The sequence below is a fragment of the Bradyrhizobium liaoningense genome, from assembly GCF_018130825.1.
Taxonomy (GTDB): domain Bacteria; phylum Pseudomonadota; class Alphaproteobacteria; order Rhizobiales; family Xanthobacteraceae; genus Bradyrhizobium; species Bradyrhizobium liaoningense_B.
The window spans coordinates 567,581-587,540 of the sequence record NZ_JAFCJS010000002.1; the positions used below are offsets into that span (position 1 = coordinate 567,581).

Here is a 19,960-nt window from a genome sequence, read left to right on the forward strand (position 1 = left end):
GATTGCGCTTCGCTCCATCCGGGCTACGGAAGCTGCAAGCACGCTGAAGCTCTCGACGACGTCGCGGCTCGCCAATCGGCGATCGCTCGCAGCCGTTGATGCTCACGCATGCCCATCGACGGAATCTGCATGCCTGTGCGCGCAATGAGCGTCGCGCATCTTTTCCCGCCCACAAAACGCGCAAGCGCTAGACTTTAGTCCGCCTCTCACAATCCTGAATGCAGTTTCACTTGCCGAGAAACTCTCCGCCGGTATAGTCGCGACACAATGGCTCACAAGAGGCCTGTTCAAAGGGAGAGAACAACATGAAGAAACGACTCTCTGTTGCGTTGCGTATAGCGTGCGGCATGACCGCGACCGGCGTGCCGAAGCACGTCGCGAAGGCCGGCGCAAAGGCCAACGTCTGGCCTCCGAGCCTCATCGAACCCATCACAGGCTGATCGGGACTGCTCTCCGGGCATGAAGCTCGGAAGCGTTCACATGCGCTCCACACAGCACCTTCCCTCAAGGAGGCAGCTCGTCTGCCTGGCCAATCATCTATGCGAGCTTTCCAGATCTTGATCGATGGCTTTGCCATCAGCGCACTCTACGCTCTCGGTGCCACCGGCTTCACGCTGATCTTCGGCGTCTCGGGCGTCCTCAACCTTTCTCACGGTGCCATTATGGTGGCGGCAGCCGTCGCCGCCTGGGCCGCTGCGAGCATCCTCGGGGTCGGCACCTATGCCGGCGCGCTGATCGGCGTCGCGGTCGCCCTCCTCACGGCGTTTGCCACCTATTTCGCCGTGGTGAAACCGATCCAGGATTCCCGGCGCATCCCGAACGAGGAGAAGGAGATCTTCGTCCTCACGGGAACACTGCTCTGGGGCATCATGATCCAGGAGCTGATCGCCTATTTCTTCACCAACAACGCCAAGACCGTGCTGCCGATCGTCGAGGGCGTGGTCGAGATCCTCGGCGTCCGCACGCCGCGCAATGAGATATTTACGGCAATCGTCTGCTGCCTCGTGATCGCGCTGCTGTGGCTTCTGGTGAACCGCACCCGCACCGGCAAGGCGGTGCTGGCGGCCTCGATGAACCCGCGTGGCGTGACGCTGCTCGGCCTCGAGCTCACCAACATCTACATCGTGGTCTGGGCGATCTACGGCATCCTTGCCGGCATCGCCGGCGTGCTGCTCGGCATGTTCCTGGGCGTCAGCTCCTACAGCGTCGGACCGCTGACCGCGAGCGCGTTCTCGATCGTCGTGCTCGGCGGCCTCGGCAGTGTCTCCGGCTCGCTGATCGCGGCCTTCGTGGTCGGTTATCTCGAAACGCTGACGGCCTATCTGGTCTCGCCGGCCTACCGCACCATCCCGGCGCTGCTGCTGCTCGTCTTCGTGATGTACATCCGGCCCCAGGGCCTTCTGGGGAGGCGCTGAGATGTCCAACTTCTTCACCTCGCGCCTGTTCTTCATCTCGCTGGCGCTCGTCATCATCGCGGCCACGCTGCCGCTCTATGTCTCCGGCTACGTGCTCGGCCTGCTCACCGTCGCCTTCTATTTCGGCGTGTTCGCGATGGCCTGGGACCTGCTGTTCGGCTTCGCCGGCGAGGTCAATTTCGGCCCGACCTTTCTGATCGGCGTCGGCGCCTACACCGCCGGCATCCTCAACGCCCAGTTCGGCTGGTCGGTTTACCCTTGCATCGTCCTCGGCGCCCTCGCCTCGGTCGTCGCCGGCCTGGTGCTGGCGCTGCCGGCGCTCAGGGTGCGCGGGCCCTATTTCGGCCTGACCACGCTGGTCGCGGTGTTGATGCTGCAGAACTTCATCGTCGTGTTCGCCGATCTCACCGGCGGCGAGATCGGGCTCACCATCCCCGACGTCATCAGCATCAATGCCGGCACCAATTACTGGATCGCGCTCGGCTTCATGACCATCTCGGCCACGATCCTCTACGGCCTCTCGCAATCGCCGGTTGGACTCGTGCTGCAGGCCAGCGGCCAGGACCCGGTACAGGCCGGCGCGCTCGGCTTCAACATCGTCAAGCACAAGCTCGCCGCCTTCATCGTCAGCGCGTTCTTCTCTGGGTTATCAGGGGCGCTGCTGGTGTTCTATTTCGGCACCGCCTCGGTCGGCACCGTCGTCGACGTCGCGGTCGGCGTCAACGTGATCGTCTCGGCCGTGCTCGGCGGCCGGCGCACCGTGCTCGGCGCGGCGCTGGGCGCGATCTTCCTGATCGTCGCCGGCGAGTTCCTGCGCCCGACCGGCGAGCTCGCGACCTTCATCGTCTCGGCGGTCGCCCTGCTCGTCGTGCTGTTCTTCCCCGGCGGCTTCTTAGGGGCGGCCCTCTCGCGCGAGGCTCGCTCGTGATGGATATGAGGCTTTCAAACCGGGCCGTGCTCGAAGTCCGCGGCCTGACCAAGCGTTTCGGCGGCCTGACCGCGGTGAAGAACCTCGGCTTCGAGGTCAACAGCGGCGAGATTTTTGGCCTGATCGGGCCGAACGGCTCGGGCAAGTCGACCGCGATGAAGAGCGTGATGGGCATCGAGCGCCCGACCTCGGGCGAAGTGATCTTCGAGGGCGAGGACGTCGCCGGCCTGCCCGCGCACAAGATCGCGCGCAGGGGCTTTGGCATGGTGTTCCAGCATTCGCGGCCGCTGAACCGGCAGACTGTGCTGGAGAACATCATGGTGGCGCTGCTGCCGGACAGCCTGTTCATGCTGTTTCCGGACAAGGCGCTGGTCGAGCGCGCCAAATGGATCGCCGAACGCGTGGGCTTGGGCAATGTCATGAACCGCCGCCCGCCGACGCTGCCCTTCGCCGACCTCCGCCGGCTCGAACTCGCCAAAGCCATTGCGCGCGATCCCAAGGTCGTGCTGGTGGACGAGCCCTTTGCCGGCCTGACACGGGCCGAGGTCGACATCTTCTCCGACCTGATCCGCAGCTTCCGCGATGACGGCCGCGCCGTGATGCTGGTGGACCACAACGTCAAGAGCGTCGCCGCGCTCGTCGACCGCGTCCTCGCGATGTATCTCGGCGAGGAGATCGTCACCGGCAAGGCCGAGGACGTCATGCGAAACGAGACCGTGCGCCGGGTCTATCTCGGCGGCGCCATCGAGACCCATGCGCGTCCCGAGACCAGCTTCAAGGACAAGGTGCCGCTGCTCCAGGTCGAGAATGTCAGCGTGTTCTACGGCAAGGCGCAGGCGCTGGAGAACGTCTCGATCCACGTCCACGAGGGCGAGTTCGTTTCCGTGGTCGGCCTCAATGGCGCCGGCAAGACCACGCTGTTCAACACCATCTCCGGCTTCCTGCCCTATAGCGGCGAGATCATACGCGGTGGCGAGAAGCTGCGCGGCACCAGCCCGGCGAAGATCGCCCGCAGCGGCCTCGTGCAGTGCCCGGAATCGCGCGAGCTGTTCGGCGAGATGACGGTCCGGGAGAACCTCGATCTCGGCGGCCAGCACCTCGCCGACGACAAGCGCGCCGCGCAGCTCGCATGGCTGTTCGAGCTGTTCCCGATCCTGAAAGAACGTCAGGGCCAGATGGCGCAGACGCTCTCCGGCGGCGAGCAGCAGATGCTCGCGATCGGCCGCGCGCTGATGATGCAGCCGCAGATCCTGATCCTGGACGAGCCGACGCTCGGCCTTGCGCCCGTCATCCTCGAGCAATTGTCCAAGGCGCTGACCAAGCTGCGGCAGACCACGGCGATCACGGTGCTGCTCGGCGAGCAGAACGTCACCTTCGCGCTACCGCACGCCGACCGCGTCTATGTGCTGGAGCATGCCAGGATCGTCTGGGAGGGCGATCCCGGCCGCTTCGCCAGCGAAGCCGGCGCCGATTTTCTGTAAGTCCTCGACATCAACAAAAAACATAGAAAGGAAACGACCATGCGACCTTCAGTTCTCGGCGGCAGCTTCCTCGCCTCCGCGCTGGCATTGTGCCTCGCCACCCCCGCCTACGCGCAGTCGAACGATCCGATCAAGATCGGCGTCATCGCCGAGGTCCAGTCGATCGCGGGCGCGGCGACGCCGGGCGGCGCGCAGATCGCCGCCGACGAGATCAACGCCAAGGGCGGCATCCTCGGCCGCAAGATCGAGATCGTCACCTATGACAACAAGAGCTCGTCGGCCGATTCCGTGCGCGCCTTCCAGCGCGCGGTGAGCGAGGACAAGGTCTCCGCGGTGATCGCCAGCTACATCTCCGAAGTCGTGCTGGCGCTGGAGCCTTGGGCGGCCCGGCTGAAGATGCCGCTGATCACGCCGGGTGCGGCCTCGAACGAGATCACCAAGGCGATCCACAACGACTACGAGAAGAACAAGTACACCTTCCACGGCTATTTGACCTCGGCCGCGCAGGCCCAGCTCGTCTGCGACGCCGCCAAGGATCTCCTGGTCGACAAGCTCAAGTTCAAGACGGTCGCGATCATGAGCGAGGACGCCGCCTGGACCAAGCCGCTCGACGTCGGCTACGAGGCGTGCCTGCCCAAGGCCGGCCTCAAGGTGGTCGAGCATGTCCGCTTCTCGCCCGATACCACCGACTTCACGCCGATCTTCAACAACATCGAGGGCAAGAAGCCCGACGTGATCGTGACAGGCATCTCGCATGTCGGCGTGCAACCGACCGTGCAGTGGAAGAACCAGCAGGTGCCGATCCCGATGTTCGGCATCAGTGCGCAGGCATTGAGCCCGACCTTCTGGAAGGACACCAATGGCGCTGCCGACGGCGTGCCGTCGCTGGCGGTGGCCACTCCGGATGTCGCCGTGACCTCCAAGACAAAACCGTTCGCGGCCGCCTTCAAGGCCAAGTTCGGCACGCCGCCGGCCTATACCGGCTACACCGCCTATGATGAGGTCTACATCATCACCGACGCCATCAAGCGCGCCGGCTCGACCGATCCCGACAAGATGGTCACTGAACTCGAGAAGACCGACTACGAGGGCACGATCGGCCAGATCCAGTTCTACGGCAAGAACGACGAGTTCACCCATGGGATCAAGTCCGGCCCGGGCACGATCACCGGCCTCGTCTTCCAGTGGCAGGACGGTAAGCAGGTCGTGGTCTGGCCCGAGAAGATCGCCGAAGGCAAGATGAAGTTTCCGAACTTCGTGAAGCTGTCGCAGTAATCGGTCCGGCACCGGCGCGCTGCCGGCAGCCAAACACCCCTGCAAGGCCCGTCGCATGACCGCGGCGGGCCTTCGCTTTGTGCAGAACGTAACTGGCCCGCTGGCATCAAAGGACCCATCCTGCGATCTTGCCGTTAGTGCCCGGATGGGGACTGGAGGAGCCAGATGGACGACCGACCGAGACCACCCGAGAGCCTGATGCAGGACGATGGCTTCGTCCGGGTCCGGGGCGCGCGCGAGCACAACCTCAAGAACATCGACGTCAAAATTCCGCGCAACGCCCTGGTCGTGTTCACGGGCGTCTCGGGCTCCGGCAAATCCTCGCTCGCCTTCGGGACGATCTACGCCGAGGCGCAGCGGCGCTATCTGGAATCGGTGTCACCCTATGCGCGACGCCTCTTCCACCAGATGCAGATCCCTGAAGTCGACGACATCGAGGGCCTGCCGCCCGCCGTCGCGCTCCAGCAGCAGCGCGGCGCGCCGACGACAAGATCGTCCGTCGGCAGCGTGACGACCATCTCGAACCTGCTCAGGATGCTCTATTCCCGCGCCGGCGACTATCCGCGGGGGCAGCCGATGCTCTATGCGGAAGCGTTTTCGCCGAACACGCCGGAGGGCGCCTGCCCGACCTGTCACGGCATCGGCAGGATGCTCGACGTCACCGAAAAATCCATGGTGCCTGACGACACCAAGACGATCCGCGAGCGCGCCATCGCGGCCTGGCCGAGCGCCTGGCAGGGACAGAACCTCCGGGACATCCTGACGACGCTGGGCTACGACGTCGACAAGCCCTGGCGCGAGCTGCCGAAGAAGGACCGCGACTGGATCCTGTTCACGGAGGAACAGCCGACTGTTCCGGTCTATGCCGGCTACGACGCAGCCGAAGTCAAGCGCGCGCTGCGCCGCAAGGAGGAGCCGAGCTATCAGGGCACGTTCACCGGCGCCAAGCGCTACGTGATGCAGACCTACGCCAAGTCCGAGAGCGCGATGATGAAGCGCCGCGTCGCGCAGTTCATGATCACGCAGGACTGCCCGACCTGCCATGGCACGCGGCTGAAGCCCGAGGCGCTCAAGGTCAAGTTCGCCGGCCGCAATATCGCCGAGATCTCGCACCTGCCGCTCAAGCAGTTGCAGGAGTTGATCAAGCCATTCGCAAAAGCTTCAACGGACAGGTCGGAGAAGGCTGTCGTCGCCCGGCGCATCTGCGAGGATCTGTCGGCGCGCCTCGCCGTCCTGCTCGACCTCGGCCTCGGCTATCTCGCCTGCGAGCGCAGCACGCCGACGTTGTCGCCGGGCGAGCTGCAGCGGCTGCGGCTGGCGACCCAGGTCCGCTCCAACCTGTTCGGCGTCGTCTACGTGCTCGACGAGCCGTCGGCAGGCCTGCACCCCGCCGACACCGAGGCGCTGCTGCGTGCGCTCGACCGGCTGAAGCACGCGGGCAACTCGATCTTCGTGGTCGAGCACGAGATCGAGGTGATCAGGCAAGCCGACTGGCTGGTGGATGTCGGGCCCGATGCCGGCGACGGCGGCGGACGCATCCTCTATAGCGGGCCACCGGCAGGGCTCGGCGACATCGAGCAATCGCGAACCGCCGATTATCTGTCGCAACCGAGAAAACCGCTGCCGACGGCCCGTCGCGAGCCGAAGGGGCACCTGAAGATCAGGGGCGTGGTGCGCAACAATCTCCGCGGCCTCGACGTCGATATTCCGCTCGGCGTGATCGCTGGCATCACCGGCGTGTCGGGCTCCGGCAAATCGAGCCTGATCAGCCAGTTCCTGGTCGAGGCCGTGGCCGGACATCTCGGCCATACGTTGGCCACCGATGCGGATGACGACAGCCTTGCTCCCACCGTCGAGACGCTGGGCGGCAGGATCGTCGCCGGCCTCGACCGGATCGATCGCCTCGTCGTCGTCGACCAGAAGCCGATCGGCCGCACGCCGCGATCCAACCTTGCGACCTATACCGGCCTGTTCGACCATGTGCGCAAGCTGTTCGCAGCAACGCCGCAGGCCAAGGCCCGCCGCTACGATGCCGGGCGCTTTTCGTTCAATGTCTCCAAGGGCCGTTGCGCGACCTGCGAGGGTGAAGGCTTCGTCTGCGTCGAGCTGTTGTTCCTGCCCAGCGTCTACGCGCCCTGCCCGACCTGCAAGGGCGCGCGTTACAACGACAAGACGCTCGAGGTGAAGATCGACGGCAAATCCATCGCGGACGTGCTGGCGATGCGGGTTGACGAAGCCTTCGACTTCTTCGAGGGCGATGCCACCCTGAACCGGTCGCTATCCGTCGTGCGCGAAGTCGGCCTCGGCTATATCCGCCTCGGCCAGTCCGCGACCGAGCTGTCTGGCGGCGAAGCCCAGCGCATCAAGCTCGCGACCGAACTGATGCGTCCGCAGCGCGGGCACACGCTCTATGTCCTGGACGAGCCGACCACAGGTCTTCATCCCCGGGACGTCGAGCGGCTGATCGCCCAGCTCGATCGGATCGTGGATGCCGGCAACAGCGTGGTCGTGGTCGAGCATGACATGGATGTCGTCTCGCACAGCGACTGGATCATCGATCTCGGCCCCGGGGCCGGCGACGAGGGTGGCCTTGTCGTCGCAGCGGGGACACCGCATCAGGTCGCCAAGGCGGGAGGGAAGACCGCACACTATTTGGCCCGCCGCCTGAGGCAGTGACGGACGCGATCTCGCGGTCTCGTCGTCACTCATCTCGCAATTGCGTTCTACGCGGCGAGGATAGACTCCGACTTTCGCGATGTTGACTTTCCGCCGCCCCCCTCCCCATACTTCGCAAAAAAATACAACCAAACATAAGACGGGTTTTGAGGGAGGATAGGATGCCGACTTCACGCAGGCAGCTGCTGAAGACCTCGGCGGCTGCCGCCGCCGCACTCAGCCTCGATTGGACCAGGGCCCAGGCGCAAGCCGAGACATTGCGCATCGGCCTGATCTACGACCTCACCGGCCCGTTCGCCGCCGGCGGCTCGGTCGCCTCGTCGATCGGCGCGCAGATCGCGATCGATCTCGTCAACGAGAAAGGCGGTATCGGCGGCAAGACCAAGATCGTGCCGGTCGCCGCGGATTCCCAGAGCAAGCCCGACGTCGCGATCAACGAGGCCGAACGCCTGATCAGCCAGGAGAAGATCGACATCCTCAACGGCGTCTATGCGAGCTCGCATGCGGTGCCGCTCGCGGCCAAGGTCGAGCAGCAGAAGAAGATCCTCTGGATCACGACCGCGGTCTCGACCGCCGTGTTCAAGGACAAGAACCTGCAATACGTGTTTCGCGCGCAGATTCATTCCGATCAATACGGGCAGGCCTTCGCTGCCTTCCTCACCGAGCACGCCAAGGCCAAGCTCGGCATGGAGCCGGGCGAGGTGAAGGTTGCGCTGATCCACGAGGACGGCCCCTACGGCGTCGGCGTCGCCGCCGCCGACGAGGCCTATGCCAAGCAGGCCGGCATCCAGGTGGTGTTGCGCGAGGGCTATTCGGCCGCCGCGCCCGACCTCTCGGTGCTGGTCACGAAAATCAAGCGCGCCAAGGCCGACGTGATCTCGCATGCCGGCTACAACCCCGACATCACCCTGTTCCTGCGGCAGGCCCGCGAGAGCGGATTACGCTTCAAGATGCTGTTCGGGGCAGGTGCCGGCTACAGCCAGCTCGACAAGCTGCGCGCGACCTTCGGCGCCGACATCGACAATTTCTGCAACATCGATCCGGTGCCGGCGCAGCTGCTCGATCCCGCCAAGCTCGCGCCCGGCATGGGCGATCTGATCAAGACCATGGTCAGCCGCTATCAAACCAAGACCGGCGCCACCGACGTGCCGCCGCACTGCTCGATGGGCTTCAACCAGACCTGGGTGCTGCTCAACAACGTGCTGCCGGTCGCCAAGGAGAAGTACGGCAGCTTCGAGCCCGAGGCGATCCGCAAGGCCGCGCTCGACGTCGACATCCCCGCCGGCGGCACCATCCAGGGCTATGGCGTGAAATTCTTCCCGCCGGGCACGCCGCTCTCCGGCCAGAACGAACGCTCGACGCCGGTGGTGATGCAGAACGCAGGCGAGCACATCTCGGTGGTGTGGCCGACCAACATCAAGACGCAGGACCCGGTATTCCCGCTGCCGAAGGGCTCGACCTACGGGACGTGAGGTTCTTCGCCTCTCCCCGCTTGCGGGGAGAGGCCGGATTGCGAAGCAATCCGGGTGAGGGGGACTCTCCGCGAGTCCGACTCTCACCGTCCCCGCGGAGAGTCCCCCTCACCCCAACCCTCTCCCCGCAAGCGGGGCGAGAGAGCACAGTCCCGTCGCGGTGAGCATCTCGCCTACAACACCACCCGCCGCCCCTCCTCCGCCGCCCAATACCCGGCGTAGTTCACCTTGATCGTCTCGTAGGCCAGCGCGAGGTCCGATAGCGGCTGGCGTCCGGTCGCGGCGCATTCCATGAAATCCTGGATCTCCTGGAGATAGCCGCGCGTCCATTCCTCCTCGAGGCAGACATATTGCCAGCCGGTCTTGCGGTCGACCTTTTCGGTGATGTAGACGCTCGCGAGCTTCTCCTCGCTGGTCTGATAGCTCATCAGATGATTGTTCGGCGTGATGTTGGCGAACAGCGAACCGCCGGACGTGTAGGTCTCGATCAGATTGCGCACGCCGCCCATGATCATGTCGCCGGAGAACACGGTCGCCTTGGTGCCGTCGGAGAATGTCGCCGTCAGCGTGCCCCAATCCTCGACGTCGACGGGATTGGCCTTGATGTAGGCGCGCTCCTCCGGCTTGAGCACGGCGGTGACGTTGCCGACATCGCCCGTGACGCTGGCGACGTGGATGCTCTCGCCGCGCGCCTTGGCCTCGACCTGCTTGAGATACAGCACGGCCGAGAGCGGATGGCAGCCCATCCGGATCAGCGAGCCGCCGCCGGTCATCGCCCATTGCGCGGCATGCGCGGCGTGCGAGCCGGAATGGCTCTCCTCTCCCTTCATGAACAGGATCTTGTCTTTCGTCGCCCTGATGATCTCCGCAGTCTTGGTCACCGCAGGCGCGTAGATCCAGTCCTCGGCATACATGAAGAGTTTTCCGGTGCGCTCGATCGCGGTGCGCGTCCTGTCCATCTCTTCGATCACGCGCTCATACATCAGCGCCTTCGGCACGTGCTTGCCGATCGGCTTCTGGTCGCCTTCCCGGCCGAAATAGCCGGCGAACGGCTTTTCGCAGATCACGTGCTTGCCGGCCTGCATGCTGGCGACGATCATCTCCGCATGGAGGTTGGGCGGCGTGCAGATATCGATGACATCGAGCTCGCCGTCCGCGATCAGCTCGGCGAAGCTCCGGTAAACACGCGGGATATTGTGATGCTGGGCGAACGCGACAACCTTGTCGCCGCGCGCGGCGACCGCCGCGACCTCGACGTCCACGCCATAGACGCGCCGGAACGCGTACATGTGCAGCTCCGACACGAAGCCGCAGCCGACGAGTCCCACCCTGATCCCAGTCATAGCGCCCCCCCTTGCTTCGGGCGGCACTATAGCGCGCTCGGAGACCTAATCCACCGAGACGCGCACCACGCCCGCGCTCATCATGCCGAGCGCACGGGCGGCGGGCACCGAGAGATCGACGATACGGCCGCGGATGAAGGGACCGCGATCATTGACCCGGCACTGGATCGAGCGTCCGCTATAGGACACCCTGAGCACGCTGCCGAACGGGCGCGTGCGGTGGGCGCAAGTCAACTCGCCGCCTTTGCCCGCCCTTCCATATCCGTAGTACGAAGCAAGACCGCTTTCGGCTTTAGCGACGGACACGAAGGCGAGGAATGAAGTCATCAAACAAAGCAAAAGGGTCGTCTGCGCGCGCACGGCACCGCTCCCGGTTGGCCCTGCCCGGCGCTGCAAACGTCCTTTGTTCCCCTGGGTTCCGGGAACCCTGCCGGCAAATGCCGGCAGGGCTATCACAGTTTGTTACTGCCGGTGAAATACCAGCGTGCGGACCTCGATGCTTTCGCGCGGCGCCGCGTCGGCCGGCGTGGTCGGATCGATGAACGCGGTATGCGGTCCGAAGCGGGTGCGGCCGTCGGTTGCGGAATCGTAGCACTTCAGCAGCAGCGCCTCGTCCGGCGTCATCTCGGGGACATAGAACCAGCGGTGGTTCGGATTGTATTTCACCGAATAGGTCTCGCCGCGACGATTGGGATAGATCAGGTCGGAGGCCACGAGATCGTCGGGCGCCACCGTGGTGCCGTCGGCCATGGCGAGCGGTGAATCGCGCAAGGGCCCGCGGATCGGCCGCCAGAGATTGATCACCTGCACGCGTCCCTTCAGCAGCTCCTCGGCCTCGTCAGGCAGATGCTCTCGCACGCGGTTGGCGCCGGAGACGGCGGTCTGGTCGACATGCACGCGCGTTGCCGGCTGACGCGGGCCGCCGTCGCGGATATCCGGCGCGCCTTCGACACGCTTGCGCACGGTGTGGTCGAAGATGACGACGCGATCGGCCTTCAGCGTGGCGCGCAGGAACGCCTCGACCGCGGGATAGTAGACGCTGCGGATTTCCTCGTCGTTGTAAAAATCCTTCACCTGCGTCGGGTGACGCACCAGTGCAAAGCCCTCGCGATCGAGCGAGAAGTTTTGCGCGATCAGCCGCGCATCGAAGATCGGCACCTGATGCGGCTCCGGCAGCGACGTGCTTTTGGGCTCACCCGGCGGCGGATCGAAGGCGTAGGTACGCGGCTTGCCTGATGTCGGCGCGAGATAGTTGAGTTCGGCGGTGACGAAGGGAAGCGATTCGATTTTTGTTTCTTGCAGGCCCATGGCCGGTCTCCCGATGTGGTCGTCGAATTGATTTTTGACGGGGCGCGACGTGGCGCAAGGGAGGGGAAGCAAATAGCAATGGAGGTGTTGTCGTCAGTGCAAAGCGCAGAAGGAATGTGTCGAGCAAGCCGATTGCGCTGGAAACCTCCTCCTTCCTCACGAGTCCTTGAAGCGTCCGTGAGAGCGCTTCTTCCTCCTCCCTTGTGGGAGAAGGTGGCGCGAACTCTTACCCTCCCCTGGAGGGGGAGGGTCGATCGCGCGCAGCGCGAGCGGGGTGGGGTGATCTCTCCTCTCGGGCAGCGTGGGCGTGGAGAGACTGTCACCCCACCCCGTCTCGCGTTTCGCTGCGCTCAACGTGAGCCGACCCTCCCCCTCCAGGGGAGGGTAAGCCGGCCGTCGCAAGCAGAGCTGCGCTACAACCCCGCCTTCGCGATCGCATCGGCAAACGAGCGATCCACGATCTCGGCTGCATCCAGCTTCTGCTTGATCAGCCCCCAGCGGAAATACAGGTCGATCGTGCTCTGCTCGTCCGCGATCACGCCGTCATCGATCGGCGCGATGCGGATCTTGGCGCGCGACAGCCAGTTTTGCGGCACGGCGGTCGGGATGTTCATCAGCCTGCCCCAGGTCGCGGCGTAGCTGTCGACATTGTTCAGCGACCACGCCCGCGCCGCGGTGAGACGCCGCACGAAGTCGGTCAGCTCCGCGCGCTTGTCGCGGATGGCCTCGGGCCGCGCCACCTGGAAGCTCAGGCCTGGCGTGAGCCCTTCGGAGGTGATGATGCGGCGCGATTTGAACAGAACCTCCTCCTGGCTGACATAGGGCTCCCAGGTGGACCACGCATCGACCGAGCCTTGCGTGTAGGCGATCTTGGCATCGGAGGGCGCCAGGAACGCGATCTGCATGTCGCTGGCACTCCAGCCGTTCTTCTCCAGCGCGGCGAGGATCAGCTGATGGCCGATCGAGCCGCGGCCGGTTGCGATCTTCTTGCCGCGCAGATCGGCAAAGCTCTTGATCGGCGAATTCTCGGGCACGAGGATCGCAAGCCCCTCGCGCGTCTGCCGGATCGCGGCAATCGCCTTCACCGGCGCGCCGGAGGCGGCAGCGAAGGTGAAGGGCGCGTCGCCAACGAGGCCGGTCTCGATCGCGCCGGCGCTGAGCGCTTCCAGCAGTGGGGCTGCCGCCGGAAACTCCTTCCATTCGATCTTGTAGGGGACGTCCTTGAGCACGCCGGCCGCTTCCATCACGGCCTGCGAATTGCCCTTCTGGTCGCCGACGCGCAAAGTGGTTTGCGCCGCCGCCAGCTCGAATGAACCGAACAGCAGCGCGCCGGCCAGCATGAGGCGGATCATTCCGCGGCCTCACCGCGCACGGCCTGACGCTTGGCGATCAGCTCGCGCGTCAGCGGGATCAGCTCGCGGCCATAGTCGATGGCGTCAGGGAGCGGATCGAAGCCGCGGATCAGGAAGTGGCTGACCCCGAGGTCGTAGTAGTCGCCGAAGACCTCGGCGACCTGCTCCGGCGTGCCGACCAGCGCGGTGGTGTTGCTGTTGGCGCCGGTGAGCTTTGCGATCTCGGTCCACAGCCGCTTGTCGATGCGCGCGCCCTGGTCGGCCGCCGCCAGCAGCCGCTTGGCGCCCTCGGTGGCATGATTGGGCCGGCGATAGCCGGTCTGGTCCTGAAGCGCGGTGGCGCGTTCGAGGATGTGCTCCGCCTTCTGCCAGGCCTTCTCCTCGGTATCGGCGAGGATCGGTCGCACCGACAGGCTGAAACGCGGGCTCGGCCGCCCATGCTTGGCCGCCGCCGCACGCACCCGCGCGGTGACGTCGCGCACCTGCGCGTAGGATTCGCCCCACAGCGCAAAAGTGTCGGCATGCTTGCCCGAAACCTCGATCGCGGCATCGGAGCCGCCGCCGACGAAGGTGTAGATGCCGCCCTGCTGGAGCGGCTTCACTTGCGAAAAGCCGTTCTCGACGGTGTAGTGCTTGCCGCTGTAGTTGAACGGCTTCTCGCTGGTCCATTCCAGCCGCACGACGTCGAGGAACTCGCTGGTGCGTGCGTAGCGCTCGTCCTTGTCGTCGACCGTGTTGCCGTCCTGCCGGAGCTCGATGGCGTTGCCGCCGGTGATGACGTGCAGCGAGACGCGGCCGCCATAGAGCTGGTCGAGCGTGGCGAGCTGGCGCGCCAAAAGCGTCGGCGCAGTGAAACCCGGGCGCTGCGCGATCATCACCTTGAGCTTCTTTGTAATGGTCAGCACATGCTGGGCGATCTGGAGCGCATCCGGCGTGGTTGAATGGAACGCCAGCAGCGCGCGGTCGAAGCCGGCGAGCTCATGCGCCTTCGCGACCGTCTCGATATAGGCGGGATCGAGCACCGGTCCCTGCCGCACGATGGTCTCGGAAGCATTGCTGTTGGCGATAAAGCCGATGAACTCGACCGACATCGGGGAACTCCTTGGGATGATAGGGTCAGACGCCCAGCGCTGCGCGCCCGGCAGTGATCTTGGTGGTGTCGTCCTGGGGGGTGTGGACGCGACCGCAGAGCACGTCGCGGTAATGCCGCTCCAGCGGATTTTTGCGCGACAGACCGTGATTGCTGGTCAGCGACAAGGCGTCCTCCACTGCGGCCACGGCGTTATTGGTCACCGTGAGCTTGACGATGTTGGACTCGATCGCGCTCAGCTGCAAGCCGTTGTCAAAATCAGAGGCGAAACTGTCGATCAAACGTGCGTTGACCGCCAGCCGCGCCTCGATGCCGCCGAGGATTTCCTGGGCGCGCGGCAAGGTCGCCAGCGGCGCGCCGAGACTGCCCGGCACCCGCGTCTTCAGGAAGGTCACCAGCCAGTCGCGTGCCGCGCGCGCGATGCCGTCATAGATCGCGGCGACGAAGACGGTGTGGACGGTCGACTGGGTCGGATCTGGCGCCCGCCAATCCGCGGGCTTGCGAATATCGACCTCGGCATCGAGCGGGATCACCACGTCGTCGAAGATGACATCGTGACTGCCGCTGGCGCGCAGGCCGTGATGATCCCAGGTCTCGACGATGCGCGTGCCCGGCAGCCCCGCCGGCACCAGGAACTGGCCGACGCGCGGCTCGGCCTCGTCGGTGCGCGCCCAGACCAGATACCATTTCAGGATCGGCGAGCCCGTCGAATAGACCTTGTGGCCTGAGAGGCGCCAGCCGGTCTCCGTGCGCCGCGCGATCGTCGCCGGCAGGCCGCCACGCGCGGGCGAGCCGAGCTCCGGCTCAACGCGGAGCGCATTGATCAGCGCAAGACCTTCGACAGTCTCATGGGCGAGCTTGCGCGACAATCGCACCGGCCAGGTCGGACTTCGCGCCATCACCAGATGGTTGATGTAGTGCATCGACAGCACCAGTGCGGTCGACGAGCAGGCCTTGCCGACGATGCCGAGCACGCGTGCGGCGTATCTCGCACCAGCGCCGGCCCCGCCGAAGGCGGCCGGTACCGTCAACGACAGCAGGCCAGCTTCCGAGAGTTCGCGAAAATTCTCGAAAGGAAAGCTGCCGGTGCGGTCGTGCTCGGCCGCGCGCGTGGCGAAGGTTTCGGCCAGCGCCTCGGCGCGAGCGATGTAGTCGGGTTCGCTATGGGCCGTGCGCCCTTTGGCTACAGAAGTCACCATGTGGCATCTAATCCCAGGAGGCCGAGGATCTGGCGGCGCAGATCGGCGAGATACGGATCGCCGCGATGGCGCGGATAGGAACGGTCGACGCGGATATCGGCCTTCACCCGCGCCGGACGATCGCTGAAGACGATGACGCGGTTGGCGAGCACGAGCGCTTCCTCGGCATCATGCGTGACCAGAAGCGTCGTAAACCCCTTGCGCTGCCAGAGCGAGACGAGCTCGGCCTGCATGGTGATGCGGGTCAGCGAATCCAGTTTTCCCAACGGCTCGTCGAGGATCAGGATCTTGGGATCGTTGACCAGCGCCCGCGCCAGCGCGACGCGCTGCGCCATGCCGCCGGAGAGCTGGTGCGGATAGGCATTGCGGAACGAGGCAAGCCCAACGAGATCGAGCGCATCGTCGACACGCTGCCGCTGGCTCTTCAAAATGCCCTGGGCCTCGAGGCCCAGGGCGACGTTGTCCCAGACCGACCGCCAGGGAAACAGGGTCGGATCCTGGAACACGACGACGCGCGAGGGATGCGGCCGGGTGATGCGGCTCTCGTCTTCCCGCAAGCTTCCCGCCTTGGGCTTGTCGAGCCCGGCAACGAGCCGCAGCAAGGTCGACTTGCCGCAGCCGGAGGGGCCAAGCAGCGCGACGAATTCGCCAGGCTCGACGGAGAAGCTGACGTCGCTGAGAACAGGCAGTTCGGTGCCGTCGATATCGAAGGCGTGGCTGACCTGCTCGATGTCGAGCGCGGCGCCGGCGGCGGGGTGCGTCGCGGCTTCGGCAAGAGCTGCGGCTACCATTTGACGGTCCCCTTCTGCCAGACCAGCAATCGATCCCGGATCGAAAACAGCAGCGTGATCGCGCCGGAGCAGAGCAACGACATCACGATCAGCGCCGCGTACATGTTGGCGTAGGCGGCCCAGCCCTGCGCCCATTGCAGGTACCAGCCGAGCCCGGCCTTGACCCCGATCATCTCGGCCACGACGAGCACGGCAAAGGACGAGCCGAGCCCCATGAACAGGCCGACAAAGACGTGCGGCAGCGCGGCTGGGATCGCGACCTTCAGCACAAGGAAAGACGGCTTTGCACCCAGCGTGCGCGCGACATCGTAATAGGCGTTGCTGACGCTCGCGACACCCGACCAGGTCAGCACGGTCACCGGAAAGCCCGTCGCCAGCGCGATCAGGAAGGTCGAGGCGCTCCAGCTCGACGGGAATGTGAAGAAGGCGATCGGCAGCCAGGCCGTCGCCGGCAGCGGGCCGATGAAGCGCAGCACCGGATGCACCCAATAGCCGACCGCGCGCGACCAGCCGATCGAGACACCAGTCAAAAAGCCGACCGTCGCGCCGATCAGATAGCCGCCGAGCTGCAGCTTGACCGAGGCGAACACGCTGTCGAGCAGTTTTGGCAGATCGTCGGTATAGACCTCGATGATCGATTGCGGCGGCGGAAAGAACGGCAACGGCAGCCAGGCGAATTTCGCGGTCGCAACTTCCCACACCGTCAGGAAGGCACCGAGCGCGACCAGCCAGGGCGCACGCTTGTGCAAGGCCTTCCCTGCCGAGCCGAGATAGTCGGCCCCGACGGTTCCGAACAGCGCGACGGCCGCGATGACGAAGGCGGCGATGCCGAGCGAGTGCGTGCGCGACCAGTCGCCGACATCCTCCCACCACAGGCAGGACAGGCCGAAGGCGATCCAGGCGATGCTGGCGAGCACGCCGACGCCGGAGTCCCGGAGCCAGCTCGCCAGCAGCGGCGCGCGCGAGGAGCGCGGCGCGCCGGAGGCGAGGCCGTCAGACAGCGAATACGTCGACATAGATACGCTCCGCGAATTTGGCGGTATCGGTGCTCTGCTTGAAGACCTGCACGGTCTTCAGGTCGTCGGCGTAAGCCTTGAGCTCGCGCTTGAGCACTTCACCCACGGGATGGTGATGATGGCTGTGGTAGCGCACCATGCCCTCGATATCGGCGAGCGATGCCGTCTTCGGCGCGTAAGGCTGGAACGACTTTGCCGTCACGGCCGGGTTCTGCGCGGTGAACATCGCAGCATCGAGCAGCGCCTGCGTGAGGGCGCGCGCGACCTGCGGCTCCTCGCGCACCAGGCTGCCGCGCAGGCCGAGGATGCAGCAGCTCTTGTCGCGATATTCGCCGTCGAGGTTGGAGGCGACTTCCTTGTACTGGCTGTCCTTGAGCCAGAGATAGCCGAGCGGATCGGACGACAGGAAGGCCTGCACCTCACCCTTCTCCACGGCGACGTTGAGCAGGTTGCCGGGATAGGCGCGCCAGTCGACATCCTTGTTCGGGTCGATCCCGAGCTTGGCGAGCTGGACGGAGAAGAAGTTCTTGTCGGGGCCGCCGAGATCGCCGACCGCGACGATCTTGCCCTTGAGATCGGCGAGCTTGTTCACGCCGGAATCCGTCCGAGTGAGGACGCGCATGCAGCCGCCATGGGTACCGGCGGCGATCTTGACGTCAAAGCCCTGCTCCAACGGCTTCAGCCAGCGCAGCGCCATGCCGAGCCCGGCATCGCTCTTACCCGTCGCGATCGCCTCGAGCAGCTGGTCGGTCGAGCCGGAATAGTTGATGAGCTCGATGTCGAGATTGTGCTTGTGGAAGAAGCCGTGCTCGATGGCAACAGGCACCGGCGCGAGGCAGACCGCGCCGGCATTCCACGACAGTTTCAGTTTGCGCGGCGCGCCCGTGAGCGCGGGCGCGTCGGAGGCCGTGCGGCACAGCGGGAATTGCGAGAGATCGACACCGGGCGCGATCGCCTGTGGCGCAAACGCCTGCGCTGCACCGAAGGCACCCAGCGGCGCGGCGAACGCCGCGGCCAACCCTGCCTGGAGTAGATGACGCCGGTCGAGGCTCGATCCGCGCTTGTTGTCGTTGTCCATCAGCCCCGCTCCTGAGTTGGCACAGCTCCGCCGTTCGCGCAGCACATTGCGTTGCGCATGTTCCGCACGGAGATGCGTTGGGAGAATATTCTTCGCCGTCGCTTCACACGCGGCTTTGATGCGATGCGCAAATCATGCGGCGCGTTCGCGGCATCGTCAATGAAATGGAATTTCGAATGTGACGCGAAGCGAAGTCATTCTCTCCATCGGCACGTGCGGGAACGATGAAAGGATTTTCGCTGCCGCATCGCCTTGCAAAGCGCACCGCGGCTCCGGCGCCTGCTTCATCCGTGCGCATCTTCCGCCGTGAACGCCGCGCGTTCTCGAAAGCAGCACTTCGTTGAAACGTCCTTGCCGATCGCACACGCAATACGGTTGGCCATTTCATTGACTGCGGATCGCGCACTCATAGACTTGATCGTCTCGCTGCATCGTCCGCTCCCGCATCGTGAGCGACGCAACAAGACGGATCCAATGAGCATCAACTCGAACGACAATTCCATCACGCGCCGGCTCGCCACTTCGTTGCTGGCCGCCGCCATCACCCTGTCGACAGCGGCAGCATCGCTCGCCGCCGACACCGTCGTGCTGCGCGTCGGCGACCAGAAAGGCGGCAACCGCTCGCTGCTGGAGATCTCCGGCTATGCGAAGGACCTGCCCTACAAGATCGAATGGTCGGAATTCCCTGCGGCCGCGCCGATCCTCGAAGCGCTCAACGCCGGCGCCCTCGATGTCGGCTATACCGGCGATCTCTCCTTCCTCTCGGTCTATGCGGCGGGCGCGCCGATCAAGGCGATCGGCGGCACGCGCTCCGATGCGAAGACGCAGGCGATCCTCGTGCGCCAGGATTCGCCGATCAAATCGGCCGCCGACCTCAAGGGCAAGCGTCTCGCCGGCACGCGCGGCGGCTGGGGCCAGTTCCTGATCGACGCAACGCTGGAGAAGGCGCAGATCAAGCTCGAGGATGCGACCTTCGCGCCGCTCGGCCCGGTCGATGCCAAGATCGCGCTGGTCGCCGGCTCGATCGACGCCTGGGCGGTGTGGGAGCCCTATGTCTCGTTCGCAACCTTGAAGGACAAGGCGCGCGTGATCGCCGACGGCGAAGGCCTGACGCCGACCATCACCTTCATCGTCGCCTCCGACAACGCCATCGCCACCAAGCGCGCGGCGGTGCAGGACCTGGTGCAGCGGCTGAACAAGGCGCGACTCTGGTCGCTCGATCATGTTGCCGAATACGCTAAGAGCACGGCCGACCTGACAAAACTGCCGGAGGACGTGCTGCTGGCGGCCTACACCGCCCAGCGCACCAGCCCGATCGTGATCGATGAGAACGTGGTGAAGGAAATCCAGGCCGCCTCGGACCGCTCGACGCGCTACGGCATCCTGCCGAAGACGCTCGACGTGAGCAAAGCCGTCGACCGCAGCTTCACCGCTGCGGCGGCCGGATCGAACTAGCGCGGAGCGGCGGGATGCGCAGGCCTCGCCTCAAGGCCGGCCCACTGCATCTCGCCGCGATCGTGCTCGCGCATTTCACCT

General features: G+C 65.3%; 17 protein-coding genes. 8 read left to right on the forward strand and 9 right to left on the reverse strand.

What is annotated here, in order from left to right; all coding sequences use genetic code 11:
• The first annotated feature begins 305 nt into the window (after window positions 1-305).
• From JQ603_RS38285 to JQ603_RS11110, 7 genes are all read left to right on the forward strand, one after another.
• Complete coding sequence (locus tag JQ603_RS38285) at window positions 306-440, forward strand: hypothetical protein (RefSeq protein WP_283817422.1); 135 nt, start codon at window positions 306-308, stop codon at window positions 438-440.
• Window positions 441-539: 99 nt separating this feature from the next.
• The gene (locus JQ603_RS11085; RefSeq protein ID WP_212339415.1) at window positions 540-1,415 is read left to right on the forward strand and encodes a branched-chain amino acid ABC transporter permease; all 876 of its coding nucleotides are present in this window, start codon (window positions 540-542) and stop codon (window positions 1,413-1,415) included.
• A gap of 1 nt (window position 1,416) precedes the next feature.
• Complete coding sequence (locus JQ603_RS11090; RefSeq protein ID WP_212339416.1) at window positions 1,417-2,343, forward strand: branched-chain amino acid ABC transporter permease; 927 nt, start codon at window positions 1,417-1,419, stop codon at window positions 2,341-2,343.
• The gene (locus JQ603_RS11095; protein WP_212339417.1) at window positions 2,343-3,824 is read left to right on the forward strand and encodes an ATP-binding cassette domain-containing protein; all 1,482 of its coding nucleotides are present in this window, start codon (window positions 2,343-2,345) and stop codon (window positions 3,822-3,824) included. Before JQ603_RS11090 ends, JQ603_RS11095 begins: the two co-directional genes overlap by 1 nt.
• Window positions 3,825-3,863: 39 nt before the next feature.
• Window positions 3,864-5,099 (forward strand): ABC transporter substrate-binding protein, encoded by a 1,236-nt coding sequence (locus JQ603_RS11100; protein ID WP_212339418.1) that lies wholly within the window; start codon window positions 3,864-3,866, stop codon window positions 5,097-5,099.
• Window positions 5,100-5,264: 165 nt separating this feature from the next.
• Window positions 5,265-7,775 (forward strand): excinuclease ABC subunit UvrA, encoded by a 2,511-nt coding sequence (uvrA, locus tag JQ603_RS11105; protein WP_212339420.1) that lies wholly within the window; start codon window positions 5,265-5,267, stop codon window positions 7,773-7,775.
• A gap of 161 nt (window positions 7,776-7,936) precedes the next feature.
• Window positions 7,937-9,247: an ABC transporter substrate-binding protein gene (locus JQ603_RS11110; RefSeq protein WP_212339421.1), complete on the forward strand. Its 1,311-nt coding sequence runs from the start codon at window positions 7,937-7,939 to the stop codon at window positions 9,245-9,247.
• A 173-nt stretch (window positions 9,248-9,420) separates the two neighbouring features.
• On the opposite strand, the gene JQ603_RS11115 is transcribed toward JQ603_RS11110, so the two are convergent.
• From JQ603_RS11115 to JQ603_RS11155, 9 genes are all read right to left on the reverse strand, one after another.
• Window positions 9,421-10,590 carry a Gfo/Idh/MocA family protein gene (locus tag JQ603_RS11115; protein ID WP_212339426.1) on the reverse strand — a complete coding sequence of 390 codons (1,170 nt, stop codon included), beginning with the start codon at window positions 10,588-10,590 and terminating at the stop codon, window positions 9,421-9,423.
• Between the two features lie 45 nt (window positions 10,591-10,635).
• Window positions 10,636-10,950: a septal ring lytic transglycosylase RlpA family protein gene (locus JQ603_RS11120; protein WP_212339436.1), complete on the reverse strand. Its 315-nt coding sequence runs from the start codon at window positions 10,948-10,950 to the stop codon at window positions 10,636-10,638.
• A 102-nt stretch (window positions 10,951-11,052) separates the two neighbouring features.
• Window positions 11,053-11,898 (reverse strand): CmcJ/NvfI family oxidoreductase, encoded by an 846-nt coding sequence (locus tag JQ603_RS11125; RefSeq protein ID WP_212339438.1) that lies wholly within the window; start codon window positions 11,896-11,898, stop codon window positions 11,053-11,055.
• 413 nt (window positions 11,899-12,311) lie between these two features.
• Window positions 12,312-13,250 (reverse strand): ABC transporter substrate-binding protein, encoded by a 939-nt coding sequence (locus JQ603_RS11130; protein WP_212339440.1) that lies wholly within the window; start codon window positions 13,248-13,250, stop codon window positions 12,312-12,314.
• Window positions 13,247-14,341: an LLM class flavin-dependent oxidoreductase gene (locus tag JQ603_RS11135; RefSeq protein ID WP_212339442.1), complete on the reverse strand. Its 1,095-nt coding sequence runs from the start codon at window positions 14,339-14,341 to the stop codon at window positions 13,247-13,249. Before JQ603_RS11135 ends, JQ603_RS11130 begins: the two co-directional genes overlap by 4 nt.
• Window positions 14,342-14,366: 25 nt before the next feature.
• Window positions 14,367-15,539 (reverse strand): acyl-CoA dehydrogenase family protein, encoded by a 1,173-nt coding sequence (locus tag JQ603_RS11140; RefSeq protein WP_212339444.1) that lies wholly within the window; start codon window positions 15,537-15,539, stop codon window positions 14,367-14,369.
• Window positions 15,533-16,330, reverse strand: a complete 798-nt coding sequence (locus JQ603_RS11145; protein WP_212339446.1) for an ABC transporter ATP-binding protein — start codon at window positions 16,328-16,330, stop codon at window positions 15,533-15,535. Before JQ603_RS11145 ends, JQ603_RS11140 begins: the two co-directional genes overlap by 7 nt.
• A complete protein-coding gene (locus JQ603_RS11150) occupies window positions 16,324-17,346 on the reverse strand; it encodes an ABC transporter permease (RefSeq protein ID WP_212339448.1) in 1,023 nt (340 codons plus the stop codon). The genes JQ603_RS11145 and JQ603_RS11150 overlap by 7 nt, the downstream gene beginning before the upstream one ends.
• On the reverse strand, window positions 17,324-18,424 hold the full coding sequence (locus JQ603_RS11155; protein WP_212339449.1) for an ABC transporter substrate-binding protein: 1,101 nt from the start codon (window positions 18,422-18,424) through the stop codon (window positions 17,324-17,326). The genes JQ603_RS11150 and JQ603_RS11155 overlap by 23 nt, the downstream gene beginning before the upstream one ends.
• Window positions 18,425-18,898: 474 nt before the next feature.
• Here JQ603_RS11155 and JQ603_RS11160 point away from each other — a divergent pair, with 474 nt between their 5' ends.
• Window positions 18,899-19,879 (forward strand): ABC transporter substrate-binding protein, encoded by a 981-nt coding sequence (locus JQ603_RS11160; RefSeq protein WP_212339450.1) that lies wholly within the window; start codon window positions 18,899-18,901, stop codon window positions 19,877-19,879.
• Window positions 19,880-19,960 lie beyond the last annotated feature (81 nt).